16 protein-coding genes are annotated in these 16761 nt (G+C 60.3%); 8 read left to right on the forward strand and 8 right to left on the reverse strand.

What is annotated here, in order from left to right; all coding sequences use genetic code 11:
* Positions 1–121: 121 nt before the first annotated feature.
* The 3 genes from ybiB to rhlE all read right to left on the reverse strand — a co-directional run bounded on the left by ybiB (position 122) and on the right by rhlE (position 4937).
* Complete coding sequence (gene ybiB, locus MMW58_RS20370) at positions 122–1090, reverse strand: DNA-binding protein YbiB (protein WP_241721986.1); 969 nt, start codon at positions 1088–1090, stop codon at positions 122–124.
* Positions 1091–1214: 124 nt separating this feature from the next.
* Positions 1215–3359, reverse strand: coding sequence for an ATP-dependent DNA helicase DinG (dinG, locus tag MMW58_RS20375; RefSeq protein ID WP_159237235.1), 2145 nt, complete (start codon positions 3357–3359; stop codon positions 1215–1217).
* 207 nt (positions 3360–3566) lie between these two features.
* Positions 3567–4937 carry an ATP-dependent RNA helicase RhlE gene (rhlE, locus tag MMW58_RS20380; RefSeq protein ID WP_133596951.1) on the reverse strand — a complete coding sequence of 457 codons (1371 nt, stop codon included), beginning with the start codon at positions 4935–4937 and terminating at the stop codon, positions 3567–3569.
* A 257-nt stretch (positions 4938–5194) separates the two neighbouring features.
* Between rhlE and cecR the strand changes: the two genes are divergently transcribed.
* From cecR to MMW58_RS20405, 5 genes are read left to right on the forward strand one after another with little or no spacing between them, the layout of a single operon-like run.
* Entirely contained in the window at positions 5195–5872 is a 678-nt protein-coding gene (gene cecR / locus MMW58_RS20385; protein WP_076945000.1) for a transcriptional regulator CecR, read from the forward strand.
* The gene (gene hlyD / locus MMW58_RS20390) at positions 5869–6864 is read left to right on the forward strand and encodes a secretion protein HlyD (RefSeq protein WP_241721987.1); all 996 of its coding nucleotides are present in this window, start codon (positions 5869–5871) and stop codon (positions 6862–6864) included. The genes cecR and hlyD overlap by 4 nt, the downstream gene beginning before the upstream one ends.
* Positions 6857–8596 carry an ATP-binding cassette domain-containing protein gene (locus MMW58_RS20395; RefSeq protein ID WP_045854553.1) on the forward strand — a complete coding sequence of 580 codons (1740 nt, stop codon included), beginning with the start codon at positions 6857–6859 and terminating at the stop codon, positions 8594–8596. Before hlyD ends, MMW58_RS20395 begins: the two co-directional genes overlap by 8 nt.
* A gap of 1 nt (position 8597) precedes the next feature.
* Positions 8598–9719 carry an ABC transporter permease gene (locus MMW58_RS20400; protein ID WP_371823015.1) on the forward strand — a complete coding sequence of 374 codons (1122 nt, stop codon included), beginning with the start codon at positions 8598–8600 and terminating at the stop codon, positions 9717–9719.
* 60 nt (positions 9720–9779) lie between these two features.
* Positions 9780–10886: an ABC transporter permease gene (locus tag MMW58_RS20405; protein WP_241721989.1), complete on the forward strand. Its 1107-nt coding sequence runs from the start codon at positions 9780–9782 to the stop codon at positions 10884–10886.
* Between the two features lie 319 nt (positions 10887–11205).
* Here MMW58_RS20405 and MMW58_RS20410 read toward each other — a convergent pair whose 3' ends face one another.
* Positions 11206–11643 (reverse strand): YbhQ family protein, encoded by a 438-nt coding sequence (locus tag MMW58_RS20410; RefSeq protein ID WP_095095307.1) that lies wholly within the window; start codon positions 11641–11643, stop codon positions 11206–11208.
* Between the two features lie 131 nt (positions 11644–11774).
* Here MMW58_RS20410 and MMW58_RS20415 point away from each other — a divergent pair, with 131 nt between their 5' ends.
* The 3 genes from MMW58_RS20415 to MMW58_RS20425 are packed head-to-tail and all read left to right on the forward strand — an operon-like array spanning position 11775 to position 14742.
* Complete coding sequence (locus MMW58_RS20415; protein ID WP_241721990.1) at positions 11775–12536, forward strand: endonuclease/exonuclease/phosphatase family protein; 762 nt, start codon at positions 11775–11777, stop codon at positions 12534–12536.
* Positions 12533–13777, forward strand: a complete 1245-nt coding sequence (gene clsB, locus MMW58_RS20420) for a cardiolipin synthase ClsB (protein ID WP_159237238.1) — start codon at positions 12533–12535, stop codon at positions 13775–13777. Before MMW58_RS20415 ends, clsB begins: the two co-directional genes overlap by 4 nt.
* A complete protein-coding gene (locus tag MMW58_RS20425; RefSeq protein WP_133596942.1) occupies positions 13777–14742 on the forward strand; it encodes a lysylphosphatidylglycerol synthase domain-containing protein in 966 nt (321 codons plus the stop codon). The genes clsB and MMW58_RS20425 overlap by 1 nt, the downstream gene beginning before the upstream one ends.
* 84 nt (positions 14743–14826) lie before the next feature.
* Here MMW58_RS20425 and MMW58_RS20430 read toward each other — a convergent pair whose 3' ends face one another.
* Genes MMW58_RS20430 through moaC form a run of 4 tightly spaced genes read right to left on the reverse strand, consistent with a single transcriptional unit; the run spans position 14827 to position 16759 of the window.
* The gene (locus tag MMW58_RS20430) at positions 14827–15531 is read right to left on the reverse strand and encodes a Bax inhibitor-1/YccA family protein (protein WP_241721991.1); all 705 of its coding nucleotides are present in this window, start codon (positions 15529–15531) and stop codon (positions 14827–14829) included.
* A gap of 44 nt (positions 15532–15575) precedes the next feature.
* Positions 15576–16028 carry a molybdopterin synthase catalytic subunit MoaE gene (gene moaE / locus MMW58_RS20435; protein ID WP_133596940.1) on the reverse strand — a complete coding sequence of 151 codons (453 nt, stop codon included), beginning with the start codon at positions 16026–16028 and terminating at the stop codon, positions 15576–15578.
* 1 nt (position 16029) lies between these two features.
* Positions 16030–16278, reverse strand: coding sequence for a molybdopterin synthase sulfur carrier subunit (gene moaD, locus MMW58_RS20440; RefSeq protein ID WP_241721992.1), 249 nt, complete (start codon positions 16276–16278; stop codon positions 16030–16032).
* Positions 16271–16759, reverse strand: a complete 489-nt coding sequence (moaC, locus tag MMW58_RS20445; protein WP_133596936.1) for a cyclic pyranopterin monophosphate synthase MoaC — start codon at positions 16757–16759, stop codon at positions 16271–16273. Before moaC ends, moaD begins: the two co-directional genes overlap by 8 nt.
* Positions 16760–16761: the final 2 nt, after the last annotated feature.

A 16761-nucleotide genomic window follows, 5' to 3' on the forward strand; every position in this document is an offset into this window, starting at 1 on the left:
CGGCGGTTATGCGCAGCCTTATCGCGTGATTGACTTCTGTACATGCTCGCGCAGGGAGAATGTTCCGTTCACTATGACCCCGCGCTCCCTGATGATCCCACAGCGTTGAGCTGTCCGCGCGCTACCAGCGCTCCGCAACCTTAGCCAGCCCCTCCTCCAGGGATGCCACCTCTCCGGTCGCCAGCAGACAGCACGCCAGCTGGATCCGCAGCGGCAGCGGCAGCGGCTCAAGCCCCGCCGCGCAGCGCTCGGTCCAGCGCGCGGTCACCGCAGGATCTTTTGACTCCGGCAGCGCTGGGACCTGCGCCGGTGTATCATTCTGCCGCTCGTACAGCGCCCGCGTTCCGCTCCCGTCAATCAGGCTAATTTGCGGACAGCGCTGAGGGTTGGCATACACCTCGCCTTCGGTACCGTGCATCAGCAGCGCGCGACCGCCGGTTTCGCTAAAGAATTTTGCCACCTTGCCGATGTATTCCGGATGCGACACGCTCGACAATCGCAGGGCCGCGTCTTCGGCAAACGGCGTCGCCAGCTTAGCCAGGGTATGCGCGCTGTTGCGAACGCCCAGCCGCCAGCGCAGAGCCAGCTGCTTCTCCAGCGGCGGACAGAGGGCACCCACGGGGATATAGACCGGCTCGTGGCCGTCCAGACGCGCCTGGGCCTGGCCGGCGTGCTGCGTAGTCGGGATCCCCATCAGCTCAAAAATCGTCTCCGTCAGCACCCGGGTTGGATCGTGGCTGACGCCGTGCACCAGCACCGGGAAGCCGAGCTTATGCAGCAGGACGGCAAGCAGCGGCGTCAGGTTGGCCTGCTTACGCGCGCCGTTGTAGCTGGGGATCACAATCGGCATCGGCCGCGCCACCGGCGGCGTCAGGCGCAGCGTTTGCTGCTGCATCGCCTCATAGAAGCCCCTCATCTCCGCTTCGCCTTCACCCTTAATGCGCAGGGCAATCAGAATCGCACCCAGCTCCAGCTCGGCAACCTCACCGTTGAGCATCCGCACGTACAGCGCGCGGGCGGTCTCCACATCCAGGTCGCGGGCGTGATTCTTCCCCCGCCCGACTTCTTTAACGATCTTGGTGTAATCCATCGAAGATTCCTCTTATCCGCCCTGCTTCACGCGATAAACGGCTGGCCGCAGTACCCTTGCGGCTGCTCTTTACCGATGCGCGAAGGAGGACGAGTCGTGCTGCTCACATTGCCGACCTGCGCCGCTAGCGACGTTTGCGACGCGTCTGTTTAGTTTTACTTTTTACTATAACCTCCGGGACGGCAGGCTGCTCTATCGGAAACACGGGTAATGCATTCAGTAAACGCTTGCCGTAATTTTTGGTCAACAAACGCTTATCGTAAATCACCACCTCCCCCCAGCAGCTGTGGCTGCGGATCAGACGGCCGACCTGCTGAATCAGGTTAAAGGAGGCGCTCGGCAGGCTTTGTACCTCGAAGGGGTAGCGGTTCAGGCTTTTAAGCCACTCGCCTTCGGTGATCACCACCGGGCTGTCTATCGGCGGGAAAGCAATTTTGTGAATATGGACCTGGCTCAGCAGCTCGCCCTTGAGGTCCAGCCCCTCGGCAAACGACTGCAGCCCGACCAGCACGCTACGCTCGCCGCTCTCCACCTTTTTACGGTGCAGCTCCACCAGCCGATAGCGGGGCTTATCGCCCTGAACCAGCAGCATCAGGCGCAGATCGGTGACGTGCTCGAGAAAACGCTGCATCGCCCGCCCGCTGGCAAACAGCACCAGCATCCCGAGGTGCTTTTTGCTCTCAACGTGCTCGCGAAAGCAGGCCGCCATTTCGGCAATATGCTGCTCTTCGTTGTCGATGACCGGCTCATAGTGCATCTGCGGGATGATAATTTTTCCCTGCTCAACGTGATTGAAGGGCGAATCCAGGGCGACGAAGCGATCGCCGGCCTTCTCCTTGAGGCCGCTCATCTCCTGCAGGCGAGAAAAGCTGTTCAGCGAACGCAGGGTGGCGGAGGTGACGACAATATGCGGCACGCTGCGCCACAGCAGCCGTTCCAGCTGATCGCTAACGCGGATCCCGACGCAGTGGAACCAGATATGCGCCTGGCCGTCGCGCAGAACGCGGGAGGCCCATTTAGTGACCGGCGCGCCGGATGACTGCGCCAGCGACGCCAGTCGCCACAGCTTGCTCTGGCTTTCAAACATGCCCAGCGCGCGGTTCATTTGCAGCAGCACCCGGTGCAGGCGAACCACGTCATGGCTGCCGGTTTTTTCGCTGAGATCGTTAAGAAACAGCTCCGCCAGGCCGCGCAGCGTCTCGGTCAGTTTGGCCAGCCGCTGGCAGATATCCATCACCTCCTGCGGCAGCTCCCCCATCGGGAAACGATGCTCGGCTTCCTGAGCGGCGGGCATATACAGATTCAAAATGTTATTCAGCGAGGAGATGAGCTCGGACAGCTCCTCGCAGTGGGCGTTCAGGCGCTCGGGGTTCGCCAGCGGCGGCGTCGTTTTGGGGCGAAACTGCTCCATGCAGGTCGCCACCAGGCGGGTGAAAAGATCGAGCTGTAGCCGATACCAGGGGGCGGTAATTTCGGCGCTCATCTCCAGCGCATCCCGGGCGACATCGGGCAGGTGGTGGCCCTCATCGAGCACCAGCAGCAGGTTTTTCGGCTCCGGCAGCACCGCTTCGCTCTCCATCGCCGCCATCACCAGCGCGTGGTTTGCCACCACTACTTCGGCCTCCTGAATCTCACGCCGGGCAACGAAGAACGGACATTCGCGATAGTAGTGGCAGTTGCGGTTCAGGCAGCTTGCCTTATCGGTGCTCAGACGGCCCCACAGCGCGTCATCGATGGCCTTGTCGCTGTGATCGCGCAGGCCGTCCCATTTATAGCTATCAAGATCGCTCTTCAGCGTGGCGCACAGCTTCTGCTCCGCCTGATTATTCGGCGTGAGATCGTCGTCTAGAAACGCCAGCAGGTCCTGCTGCGTGGGCTCGGTGCTGGCCATCGCGTTGAGGTTGCGCGGGCAAACGTAGCGCCCGCGGCCAAAGGCGGCGGTGAAGCGCAGGTCGGGAATAATTTTACGCAGCAGCGGCAGGTCTTTGCTGAAGATCTGGTCCTGCAGCGCAACGTTGGCGGTGCTGACCACCAGCGTTTTTTGCTCTTCGCGGGCGATGGCGATACCGGGGATCAGGTACGACAGGGTTTTCCCGACGCCGGTCGGCGCCTCAATCGCCAGGTGCCTTCCCTCTTCCCCGGCGAGCGTTTTCGCCACGTCAGCAATCATCTGCCGCTGCGGAGTACGGGGAATAAAGTCAGGAATCTGTTCCTGGAGCGCCTTATACCAGGCGGCGATTTGCGTTTTTAGCGCAGTGGTCAAAGCCATGAGAAAACCTGAATACTGTATAAACAGCCACTATTGTGACACTTTTTGCCTGGCTGGAGGAATTTCTTTCTGAGCAAACGGGGATCGTGCTCGAGGTTTAGCATCAGGCGGGAGAGTTCCGGGCAGGGAGACCCGCCCGGAGAGTCAAACCTGTATCCGCGGGCAGCGCCGGGCTGCCGCAGGGATAGCAGGTTTGCGGAAGTGCTGTTACTCAGCGGCCGCTGGCTTGCGGGAGCGGCGACGCTGCGGCTTGCCGTCCTGAGTACGCGCTTTCGGCGCGTCGCCGTCGCTGCGGCGCGGTGAAGACTGCTGACCACGACCTTGGCTCTGACCGCTGCGACCCTGACTCTGGCCGCCGCGACCCTGGCCCTGACCGCGACCGCCGCCACCGCCGCTGCGCTGCTGACGACCGTTTTGAATCGGCTCCGCGCGGATGGACGGATCCGGCTCATAGCCGGCAACGCTAATGCGTGGGATCTCTTTTTTCAGCAGGCGTTCGATATCGTGCAGCAGCTTATGCTCATCAACGCAGACCAGCGACAGCGCTTCGCCGGTAGCGGCGGCGCGGCCGGTACGGCCAATACGGTGGACATAATCTTCCGGCACGTTCGGCAGCTCGTAGTTCACCACGTGCGGCAGCTCTTCGATATCCAGGCCGCGCGCGGCGATGTCGGTCGCTACCAGCACGCGAATGCCGCCGGATTTAAAATCAGCTAATGCGCGGGTACGCGCGCCCTGGCTTTTGTTGCCGTGGATAGCGGCGCTGCGAATGCCGTCTTTGTTCAGCTGTTCCGCCAGGTGGTTGGCGCCATGCTTGGTACGGGTAAAGACCAGCACCTGCTGCCAGTTGCCTTCGCCGATCATCTGCGACAGCAGCTCGCGCTTGCGCTTCTTATCAACGAAATGCACGTACTGGCTGACCTGCTCGGAGGCCGTGTTGCGACGGGCGACTTCGATTTCCAGCGGGTTATGCAGCAGCTTTTCCGCCAGCGATTTAATCTCGTCGGAGAAGGTTGCCGAGAACAGCAGGTTCTGGCGCTTCGCCGGCAGCTTCGCCAGCACGCGGCGAATATCATGGATAAAGCCCATGTCCAGCATGCGGTCGGCTTCATCCAGCACCAGCACTTCAACCTTATCCAGGCTGACGGCGTTCTGGTGTTCCAGATCCAGCAGGCGACCCGGCGTTGCCACCAGGATATCGACGCCGCTGCGCAGTTTCATCATCTGCGGGTTAATGCTCACGCCGCCGAATACCACCAGCGAGCGAACGTTCAGATACTTGCTGTAATCACGGACGTTTTCGCCAATCTGAGCGGCCAGCTCACGCGTAGGGGTGAGGATCAGCGCGCGCACCGGGCGACGGCCCTTCGCGTGCGGCTCCTGCTGGATCAGATGCTGAAGCAGCGGCAGGGTAAAGCCCGCCGTTTTGCCGGTGCCGGTCTGGGCGCTGGCCATCAGATCGCGCCCCTGCAACACCGCAGGGATAGCCTGCTGCTGAATGGGGGTTGGCTCAACATAACCCTGCTCGGCTACGGCACGCAGGATTTCAGGATTAAGGCCAAGGGAATCAAAAGACATAACAACTCCAAACCGCCCCGGCCTTTTACAGGCGTAGTTTTCGGGGAGATTATTGCGAAAGAGATGGCAAAAACCACAATGCCATGAAGGGGCGCAGTCTAGCAGGTTTTGTGACGTATCGCATAAAAATCCCCTCGGGTTTTTCTGCGAAATCAAGCTCCTCTATTTTGGCGATAAATAGAGTATTCACCATTCTGGACAGTTCTGCGAATTGGTCATACTCTTAATCAATCGATTGATTAATTTTTTCAGGTGCGATGAATACCACTCCCGCGACCAGCAAAGGCGAACAGGCAAAAAGCCAGTTGATTAGCGCAGCCATCGCCCAGTTTGGCGAATATGGCCTGCATGCCACCACCCGCGATATTGCCGCCCAGGCCGGGCAAAACATCGCCGCAATCCCCTACTACTTCGGCTCAAAGGACGATCTCTATCTCGCCTGCGCCCAGTGGATAGCCGACTTTATTGGCCACAATTTTCGCCCTCACGCCGAAGCGGCGGAGCGGCTGCTTGCCGAACCGCACCCGGATAAAGAGGCCATGCGGACGCTGATCCTCGGCGCCTGCCGGAACATGATCCTGCTGCTCACCCAGGATGACACGGTCAACCTGAGCAAATTTATCTCCCGGGAGCAGCTGTCGCCCACCCCGGCGTACCAGTTAATCCATGACCAGGTGATCGCTCCGCTACACTGCTACCTGACGCGATTAATCGCCGCCTTTACCGGGCTTGAGGCGGACGACACGCGGATGGTCCTGCATACCCACGCGCTGCTGGGGGAGATCCTCGCCTTTCGCCTTGGCCGAGAAACCATTTTGCTGCGCACCGGATGGGCGCAGTTTGATACCGAAAAAACCGAGCAAATTTATCAGGTTATTACCTGCCATATCGATTTTGTTCTGCAAGGATTATCGCAAAGGAGTTTGGGATCATGAAAAAACCGCTCATCGTTGTCCTGGTGGTGCTGCTGCTGATCGTTGCTACGGGCGGCGGCTGGTGGTGGTATCAAAGCAGCCAGCAGAAGGGGCTGACCCTGTATGGCAACGTCGATATTCGTACCGTAAATATGAGCTTTCGCGTCGGCGGGCGGCTGGCCTCGCTGAGCGTGGACGAGGGCGATGCTATCAAGGCCGGGCAAACCCTGGGCCAGCTCGACCGCGCTCCTTACGAAAACGCGCTGCAGCAGGCGCAGGCCAACGTCTCAACCGCCCAGGCGCAGTATGACCTGATGATGGCCGGCTACCGGGCGGAAGAGATTGCCCAGGCCGCGGCGGCGGTCAACCAGGCGCAGGCCGCTTATGAATACGCGCAGAACTTCTACCAGCGCCAGCTGGGGCTGCGCAAAAGCAGCGCCATTTCCGTCAACGATCTCGACAACGCGCGATCCGCCCGCGACCAGGCTCAGGCAACGCTGAAATCGGCGCAGGATAAGCTGCGCCAGTATCGCGCGGGCAACCGTCCGCAGGAGATAGCCCAGGCCAAAGCCAACCTTGAACAGGCGCAGGCCGCCCTGGCGCAGGCGAAGCTGGACCTGCACGATACCACGCTGGTCGCCCCTTCCGACGGCACGCTGATGACCCGCGCCGTTGAGCCGGGCAGCATGCTCAGCGCCGGAGCCACCGTCATGACGCTGTCGTTAACCCGCCCGGTATGGGTTCGCGCCTACATTGATGAAAAAAATCTCGGCAACGCGCAGCCAGGACGCGAGGTGCTGCTGTATACCGATAGCCGCCCCAATCAGCCCTGGCGCGGCAGGATTGGCTTCGTTTCGCCGACGGCTGAATTTACGCCGAAGACCGTAGAGACGCCGGACCTGCGAACCGACCTGGTCTACCGCCTGCGTATCGTGGTGACCGACCCCGACGACTCGCTGCGCCAGGGGATGCCGGTTACCGTCACCTTCAGCAGCGGAAACGAACATGAGTGAAGAGCTCATCACCCTTGACGGGCTGACCCGCAGCTTCGCCGGCATGACGCGGCCCGCCGTTGCCCCGCTGAGCTGCACCGTTCGCTCGGGCTACGTCACCGGGCTGGTCGGGCCCGACGGCGCGGGGAAAACCACCCTGATGCGCATGCTCGCCGGACTGCTCAAGGCGGATAGCGGCAGCGCCAGCGTCATCGGCTTCGATCCGATTCGCGACGATAGCGCCCTGCACGCGGTGCTCGGCTATATGCCGCAAAAGTTCGGCCTGTATGAAGATCTGACGGTGATGGAGAACCTGACGCTGTATGCCGATCTGCGCAGCGTGACCGGCGAAGCGCGGCGGAAAATTTTCGACCGCCTGCTCGAGTTTACCTCCCTCGGCCCCTTCACCGACCGGCTAGCCGGTAAGCTCTCTGGCGGCATGAAGCAGAAGCTGGGGCTGGCCTGTACGCTGGTGGGCGAGCCGAAGGTGCTGCTGCTTGACGAACCGGGCGTCGGCGTTGACCCCATCTCGCGCCGCGAGCTGTGGCAAATGGTCCACGAGCTGGCGGGGGACGGAATGCTGATCCTCTGGAGTACATCGTACCTTGATGAAGCGGAGCAGTGCCGCGAGGTGCTGCTGATGAACGAAGGCCAACTGCTGTATCAGGGGGAACCCCGCTCCCTGACCCAAACGATGGCCGGACGCAGCTTTTTGGTCTCCAGCCGGGAAGAGAACAACCGCCGCCTCCTGCAGCGGGCGCTGAAGCTGCCGCAAATCAGCGACGGCGTCATTCAGGGAAAATCGGTGCGCCTGATCCTCAAGAAGGAGGCCAGCATCGAGGAGGTGCGCAGCCACGCCAGCCTGCCGCCGCTGGAGATCGCCGAAACCTCGCCGCGCTTTGAGGATGCGTTTATCGACCTGCTGGGCGGCGCCGGGACCGCAGAGTCGCCGCTGGGGGCGATTATTCACAGCGTCGAAGGCTCCCATGATGAAACGGTTATCGAAGCGCAAACCCTAACCAAAAAATTTGGCGATTTCGCCGCCACCGACCACGTTGATTTCAAGGTTAAGCGCGGGGAAATTTTCGGCCTCCTCGGCCCCAACGGCGCGGGTAAATCAACCACCTTTAAAATGATGTGCGGCCTGCTGGTGCCCACCTCCGGTAAGGCGCTGGTGCTGGGCATGGATCTGAAGGTCAGCTCCGGCAAGGCCCGTCAGCATCTCGGCTATATGGCGCAGAAGTTTTCGCTCTACGGCAACCTGAGCGTTGAGCAGAACCTGCGCTTCTTCTCCGGCGTTTACGGCCTGCGCGGCCGGGTGCAGAACGAAAAAATTGAGCGCATGAGCGAAGCCTTCGGCCTGAAGGAGATAGCCAATCACGCCGCCGACGAGCTGCCGCTGGGCTACAAGCAGCGGCTGGCCCTGGCCTGCTCGCTGATGCACGAGCCGGATATCCTGTTTCTCGACGAGCCGACCTCCGGCGTCGACCCCCTCACCCGCCGCGAGTTCTGGCTGCATATCAATAGCATGGTCGATAAAGGCGTGACGGTGATGGTCACCACCCACTTTATGGACGAGGCCGAATACTGCGACCGAATCGGCCTCGTTTATCGCGGCAAGCTTATCGCCAGCGGCACCCCGGATGCGCTAAAAGCGCTGGCGGCCAGCGACGAGCAGCCGGACCCCACCATGGAGCAGGCGTTTATCACCCTGATTCACGACTGGGATAAGGAGAATAGCAGTGAGCGCTAAAATGCTGTCATGGCGGCGCGTGCGCGCCCTGTGCGTCAAAGAGACGCGGCAGATCGTACGCGATCCCAGCAGCTGGCTGATTGCGGTGGTGATCCCGCTGATGCTGCTGTTTATCTTTGGCTACGGCATCAACCTCGACTCCAGCCGGCTGCGGGTCGGCGTGCTGCTGGAGCAGCAGAGCGATGAGGCGCTGGATTTCGTCCATACCATGACCGGCTCGCCCTATATCGACGCCACCATCAGCGATAATCGCCAGCAGCTGATTCAGCTCATGCAGGCCGGGCGGATCCGCGCGCTGGTGACCATTCCGGTGGATTTTGACCAGAAGATGGCCCGCCCCGGCGACGATGCCCCCATTCAGCTCATTACCGACGGCAGCGAGCCCAATACCGCCAACTTCGCCCAGGGCTATATCGAAGGTATCTGGCAGATCTGGCAGCAGCAGCGGGCGGAGGATCGCGGTGAAACCTTTGAGCCGCTGATCGATGTACAAACCCGCTACTGGTTTAACCCGGCGGCGATCAGCCAGCATTTTATTATTCCCGGCGCGATCACCATCATTATGACGGTCATTGGGGCGATCCTCACCTCGCTGGTTATCGCCCGCGAATGGGAGCGCGGCACCATGGAGGCGCTGCTCTCCACCGAAATTACCCGCGTCGAGCTGCTGCTGTGCAAGCTTATCCCCTACTATTTTCTCGGCATGCTGGCGATGCTGCTGTGCATGCTGGTGGCGGCGTTTATTCTCGATGTGCCCTACCGCGGCTCGCTGTTAATTCTGTTTTTCATCACCAGCCTGTTTTTGCTCAGCACTCTCGGGATGGGGCTGCTGATTTCGACCATTACCCGCAACCAGTTTAACGCCGCCCAGGTGGCGCTCAACGCCGCCTTTCTGCCGTCGATTATGCTGTCCGGATTTATTTTCCAGATAGACAGCATGCCGGCGATCATCCGCACGGTGACCTACGTCATCCCGGCGCGCTATTTTGTCAGCACCCTGCAAAGCCTGTTCCTGGCAGGCAATATTCCGGTGGTGCTGCTGGTAAACGTGATGTTTCTGATCGCCTCGGCGGTGATGTTTATCGGCCTGACGTGGCTGAAAACCAAACGGCGGCTCGATTAGGGCATTAGCCATTCCCCCCTACGGTGGCTATCCGGGGGCAGCGTAAAGAGAGAACTGAAGATGTTTCATCGCTTATGGACGTTGATTCGCAAAGAACTGCAGTCGCTGCTGCGCGAGCCGCAAACGCGGGCGATTTTGATTATGCCGGTGCTGATTCAGGTGCTGCTGTTCCCCTTCGCCGCGACGCTGGAGGTGACCAATGCCACCATTGCTATCTACAACGAAGACAATGGCAGGCACGCGGTTGAGCTGACGCAGCGCTTTGCCCGCGCCAGGGCCTTCACCCATATTCTGATCCTCAAAAACCCGCAGGAGATCCAGCCCACCATTGATGAACAGAAGGCGCTGCTGCTGATCCGCTTCCCGGCGGATTTCTCGCGCAACCTCGATAGCTATCAGACCGCCCCACTCCAGCTGCTGCTGGACGGCCGCAACTCAAACAGCGCGCAAATCGCCGCCAACTACCTGCAGCAAATCGTCAAAGAGTATCAGCAGGAGCTGCTGGAGGGGAAAGCGAAGCCCAACAACAGCGAGCTGGTCGTGCGCAACTGGTATAACCCCAATCTCGACTATAAGTGGTTCGTGGTGCCGTCGCTGATCGCCATGATCACCACTATCGGCGTGATGATCGTCACCTCGCTATCGGTTGCCCGCGAGCGCGAACAGGGCACCCTCGATCAGCTGCTGGTCTCGCCGCTGGCGACCTGGCAAATTTTCGTCGGCAAAGCGATACCGGCGCTGATCGTGGCCACCCTGCAGGCCAGCATCGTGCTGGGGGTCGGGATCTGGGCCTATCAGATCCCCTTCGCCGGCTCGCTGCTGCTGTTTTACTTTACGATGCTGATTTACGGGCTTTCGCTGGTGGGATTTGGCCTGCTGATTTCGTCGCTGTGCTCCACTCAGCAGCAGGCGTTTATTGGCGTATTTGTCTTTATGATGCCGGCAATCCTGCTCTCCGGCTACGTTTCACCGGTCGAAAACATGCCGCAATGGCTGCAGGACGTGACGTGGATAAACCCCATTCGTCACTTTACCGATATTACCAAGCAGATTTATTTGAAGGACGCGAGTCTGGAGATTGTGTGGGGAAGTTTGTGGCCGCTACTGGTCATAGCGGCCACCACGGGGTCAGCGGCGTATGCAATGTTTCGCAGAAAGATCGCCTGATCCCCGGATCCCCGTCATCGTTCAGGCTGCCTCGGCGTTGGCTTTCCTTACTCACCCCGGTCACATAGCTATCTATGCTCCCGAGGATTCGCTGCGTCGCCGCCTTGATGCAACCCGAACGCTTTAGGGGATCCCCGCCATTGCTCAGGCTGCCTCGACGTTGGCTTTCCTTACTCACCCCGGTCACATAGCTATCTATGCTCCCGGGGATTCGCTGCGTCGCCGCCTTGATGCAACCCGAACGCTTTAGGGGATCCCCGCCATTGCTCAGGCTGCCTCGGCGTTGGCTTGCCTTTCTTTGCCCCCGGCCACATAGCTATTATCTATGCTTCGGCGGGTTCGCGGCGCTGCCGCCCTGATGCAGTCCAAACGCTTTAGGGTAGCGGTTTTTATCTTTCGCCAGCAGCGATACCACCGCCGGACCGGCCAGAATAACCAGCCCGGCGAGCGCCAGCAGCAGATTATTGTGCAGCACCCGTGACAGCAGCCACAGCACGATAACCGCGGCGCCAAAGTACCAGGTGGTGGTGAGTTCCTCAAGGAAATCACCGACATCGCGCCAGCGCTCTTCGTGGTGACGCTGTAAAAACAGCATCGACAGCAGCGTAACGCCGTACAGCACGCACAGCCCTAATCCGACACGAACCAGCGCGCCGCCCATCCAACCCATCACCAGTACTGCCACGACCAGTAGATGCAACATAATCTGCCAGCAACTGAGGCCAGTTGCGACGCGTACACGTTGTTGCCACTTCATGGCTTCTCTCCTGAAGGATCTTTATCTGTAACTCAGAGTACCGCACTTTACGGAAAATTCCGTATCACCGCATCTTTTTGTGACAGCTACTACACTATTTCATTCAGGAAAGAGATGTTAACCGGGGAAATATGGCCGAGAAAAACCCTTTATTCTCAGTAAACGTGCTGACAATTAACACCCATAAAGGCTTTACGACGTTTAATCGACGCTTCATTCTGCCCGAACTCCGCGACGCGGTACGCAGCATCGGCGCCGACATTGTTTGCCTCCAGGAGGTGATGGGTGCGCATGAGATTCACCCCCTGCATATAGAAAACTGGCCGGATACCACCCACTATGAGTTTCTCGCCGATGCGATGTGGAGCGATTACGCCTACGGGCGCAACGCGGTGTACCCGCAGGGACATCACGGCAATGCCGTGCTCTCCCGCTTCCCCATTGAATATTATGAGAATCTCGATATCTCCGTCGGTAAGAGCGAAAAGCGCGGCCTGCTCTACTGTCGGATCGTGGTGCCGGAAAGCGGCGTGAATCTGCATCTGATTTGCGCCCATTTAGGGCTCAGCGCGGGGCAGCGGCGGGCCCAGCTGGCGATGCTGGCCAAGCGGGTTAACAGCCTGCCGGAGGGGGAGCCGGTGGTGGTCGCGGGTGATTTTAACGACTGGCGCCAGCAGGCTAACCGTCCGCTCAAGGCGCTGGCCGGACTGGAGGAGATCTTCACCCGCGCCCGCGGTCGCCCGGCGCGCACGTTCCCGGCGCGCTTTCCGCTGCTGCGCCTTGACCGCATCTATGTCAAAAACGTCCACGCCGGTCAGCCACGGGCGTTGGATCTTCAGCAATGGCGTCATCTTTCCGATCACGCCCCGCTCAGCGTGGAGCTTCATCTGTGAAATGCAGCTGGCAGAATGGAAACCGGATCCAGCTTCTGGAGAACGGCGATAGCTACTATCCGGCGCTGTTTCGCGCCGTCGACCGCGCAAAGCGCAAGGTGACCCTTGAAACCTTCATCTGGTTCGAGGACGACGTGGGCTGGCAGCTCCATGCGGTGCTGCTGAAGGCCGCGCGCCGCGGCGTCGAGGTGGAAGTGCTGCTCGACGGCTACGGCTCCCCTGACCTGAGCGATGGCTTCGTTAACGAACTCATCTCGGCGGGAGTGATATTTCGCTACTACGACCCGCGCCCGCGCCTGCTGGGGATGCGCACCAATCTGTTTCGCCGCATGCACCGTAAAATTGTCGTCGTGGATGACACCACGGCGTTTGTCGGCGGGATTAACTACTCCGCGGAGCATATGACCAACTACGGCCCGGAGGCTAAGCAGGACTATGCCGTGCAGGTGGAGGGGCCGGTGGTGCTGGATATTGCGCAGTTTGTGCAGCAAAACCTGCCCGCCAGCGAAGGTGGACGCCGTCGCTGGCGTCGACGTCGCCACCAGCCGGAGGTTAACCAGCATCCCGGCGAAGCGCAGGCGCTGTTCGTCTGGCGGGACAATCTCGAACATCGAGACGATATCGAACGTCACTACCTGAAAATGCTGGCCAACGCGCGGCGGGAGGTCATTATCGCCAACGCCTATTTCTTCCCCGGCTACCGGCTGCTGCACGCGATGCGCAGCGCCGCCCGGCGCGGCGTGCGGGTGAAGCTTATCGTGCAGGGCGAACCCGATATACCCATCGTCAAGGTTGGCGCGCGGCTGCTGTACAACTATCTGGTGAAGGGCGGCGTGCAGGTTTTTGAGTATCGCCGCCGCCCGCTGCACGGCAAGGTCGCCCTCGCGGACGACCACTGGGCTACCGTCGGCTCCAGCAACCTCGACCCGCTCAGCCTGTCATTAAACCTCGAGGCCAACCTGATCGTGCACGACCGGGATTTCAACCAAACCCTGCGCGATAATCTGAATACGCTTATCCAGCAGGACTGCAAGCAGGTAGACCGCTCCATGCTGCCCAGGCGCAGCTGGTGGAATCTGGGCCGCAGCGTGCTGGCCTTCCACTTCCTGCGCCACTTCCCGGCGTGGGTAGGCTGGCTGCCCGCCCATACGCCGAAGATGGCGCAGGTCAAACCGCCGGCTCAGCCGGAAATAGAAACTCAGGATCGAACGCAGGCGCAGAGCCCGGAGGTAAAATCCTGATGGCCAAATCACACCCTCGCTGGCGGCTGGTCAAACGTATCCTCAGCGGACTTTTTTTTATCGCCGTTGCCGTACTGCTGGTGGTCTATGCGCAAAAAATAGACTGGCCAGAGGTATGGAAAGTGATTCGCGGCTACAACCGCGCGGCGCTGCTCGGCGCCTTTGGCCTGGTTATCGTCAGCTATCTGATCTACGGCTGCTATGACCTGCTCGGACGCGCCTACTGCGGGCACCGGCTGGCTAAGCGCCAGGTGATGCTGGTGTCGTTTATCTGCTACGCCTTCAACCTGACCCTCAGCACCTGGATCGGCGGGATTGGGATGCGCTATCGCCTCTACTCCCGCCTCGGCCTGCGCGGCGCAACCATTACCCGCATCTTTTCGCTGAGCATTACCACCAACTGGCTCGGCTACGTGGTGCTTGGCGGGGTGATTTTCAGCGCTAATCTGGTGCAGCTTCCCGCGCGCTGGTATATCAGCCAGGAGTCGCTGCGCATCATCGGTATTGCGATGCTGCTGGTTTCGGCACTCTATCTGTGGGCCTGCGCGTTCGCTAAACGCCGCCATCTGACGATAAAGGGGCAGCGGCTGGTGCTTCCCTCCTGGCGCTTCGCGCTGCTGCAGGCCGCGCTTTCCTGCGCCAACTGGCTGGTGATGGGGGTCATTATCTGGCTGCTGCTGGGTCAGGAGGTGAGCTACTTCCTCGTGCTGGGGGCGCTGCTGGTGAGCAGCATCGTCGGGGTGGTCGTTCATATCCCCGCCGGTATTGGCGTGCTGGAGGCGGTGTTTATCGCGATGCTCTCAGCGGAGCCTCTCTCCCGGGGAGCGGTGATTGCCGCCCTGCTCGCGTACCGTCTGCTCTATTACTTCCTGCCGCTGGCTATCGCCACGATGGGCTATCTGATTCTGGAAAGTCAGGCCAAAAAGCTGCGGGAGAAAAATCAGCGCAAGCTGGCGGGCGGATGAAAAGAGAGAAGAAGGGAGAAGAAGGGAAAAGAAGAGAGAACAAGAAAACCCCGGCGGCATAAGGCCTGCCGGGTTTTTTAGATCTTAACGGCGGTTGCCGAAAATACGCAGCAGCATCAGGAACAGGTTGATAAAGTCCAGATACAGCGTCAGCGCGCCGAGGATCGAGTATTTGCGCAGCGTCGAGGTATCGCGGGTATCGATCTGCTCGCCGATATTTTTCAGCTTCTGGGTGTCATAGGCGGTGAGGCCCACGAACACAATCACCCCGATATAGGTCACCGCCCACATCAGCGCTTCGCTCTTCAGCCAGAAGTTCACCAGCGAGGCCAAAACGATACCAATCAGCGCCATAAACAGCATATTACCAAAGCCGCTGAGATCGCGTTTAGTGGTATAGCCGTAGAGGCTCATCGCGCCAAACATCCCGCCGCTGACCACAAAGGTGCTGGCAATCGACGAATAGGTGTAGACGATGAAAATGCTGGATAGCGTGAGCCCGGTTAGCGCCGAATAGAGCATAAATAGCGTCGTCGCCATGCCCGCGCTCAGGCGCTGCACCATCCCGGAGAGCACGAAGACCAGCCCCAGCTGGACGATAATCAGCCCGAAGAAGGTAATTTTGCTGGAAAAGACAAACATCATCACCGCCGGCGTGTTGGCGGCAAACCAGGCGATAAACGCCGTTAGCAGCAGGCCGACCGTCATCCAGCCGTACACCTGGGCCATATAGGTTTGCAGGCCGCTGCGCGCCTGGACGATGGAATCGGAACGGGGGAATCTGTCCATGACTATCTCCTGATTAACGAAATTAACCCTTTAAGCGTATCATACTACCAGCGCTCTGCCGCCTGACGATCGCTGTCGCGCGCGTCAACCCAGCGTTCGCCTTCCGGCGTAGCCTCACGCTTCCAGAACGGCGCGCGGGTTTTCAGATAGTCCATAATGAATTCGCCGGCGGCAAAGGCGCTGCTGCGGTGCGCGCTGGTGACGCCGACAAACACAATCTCTTCGCCCGGCCACATTTCACCGATGCGGTGAATCACCGTGACCCGCCCCAGCGGCCAGCGCTCGCGCGCCAGGTCGACAATCTCCGCCAGCGATTTTTCGGTCATTCCCGGATAGTGTTCGAGGGTCAGCGCCTTCACGCTCTCGCCGAGATTGTGGTTACGCACTTTACCGGTGAAGGTGACGACGGCGCCGTCCTCATCGCGCTCGGCAAGCCACGGATATTCGTCGCCAACGCGAAAGCGCGCCGGGCTGACGATAATGCGGGTTTGCGTCATCTCAGCCTCCCGTGACCGGCGGGAAAAACGCCACTTCGTCACCGGCGGTAACCGGATGGTCAAAGGCGGTCAGCGTCTGGTTCACCGCCGCCAGCAGCTTGCCCTCCTCCAGCGCCAGCGCCCAGCGGTCGCCGCGGGTGATAAGCTGGCGGCGAACCGCCTCCACCGTCGAGGCCTCGCTCGCGTCGAGGGTTAACGCATCGGTACCCACCAGCTCGCGCACCTGGGCAAAAAACAGAACCTTAATCATGAGCCTCGTCCGCCTTAAAGTCGCCGGATTTGCCGCCGCTCTTCGCCAGCAGGCGCAGCGGGCCAATCACCATATCTTTCTGCACGGCTTTGCACATATCGTAAATCGTCAGCGCCGCCACGGAGGCCGCGGTCAGCGCCTCCATCTCCACGCCGGTTTTCCCGGTCAGCCGACAGAGGGATTCGATCCGCACCCGGCTATGTTCCGGCTGCGCCTGCAGGTTAACCTCCACCTTGCTCAGCATCAGCGGATGGCACAGCGGGATCAGCTCCCAGGTCCGCTTCGCCGCCTGGATCCCGGCAATGCGGGCGGTGGCGAAAACGTCACCCTTGTGGTGGCTGCCGTCGATAATCATCGCCAGCGTGGTCGCCTGCATGTCGACAAAAACTTCAGCCCGCGCCTCGCGAACCGTTTCGGCCTTCGCCGAGACGTCAACCATGTGCGCCTCGCCGGCGGCGTTAATATGGGTCAGTTGTGACATAA

The organism is Klebsiella sp. HC6, from assembly GCF_022605325.1.
Taxonomy (GTDB): domain Bacteria; phylum Pseudomonadota; class Gammaproteobacteria; order Enterobacterales; family Enterobacteriaceae; genus Klebsiella; species Klebsiella terrigena.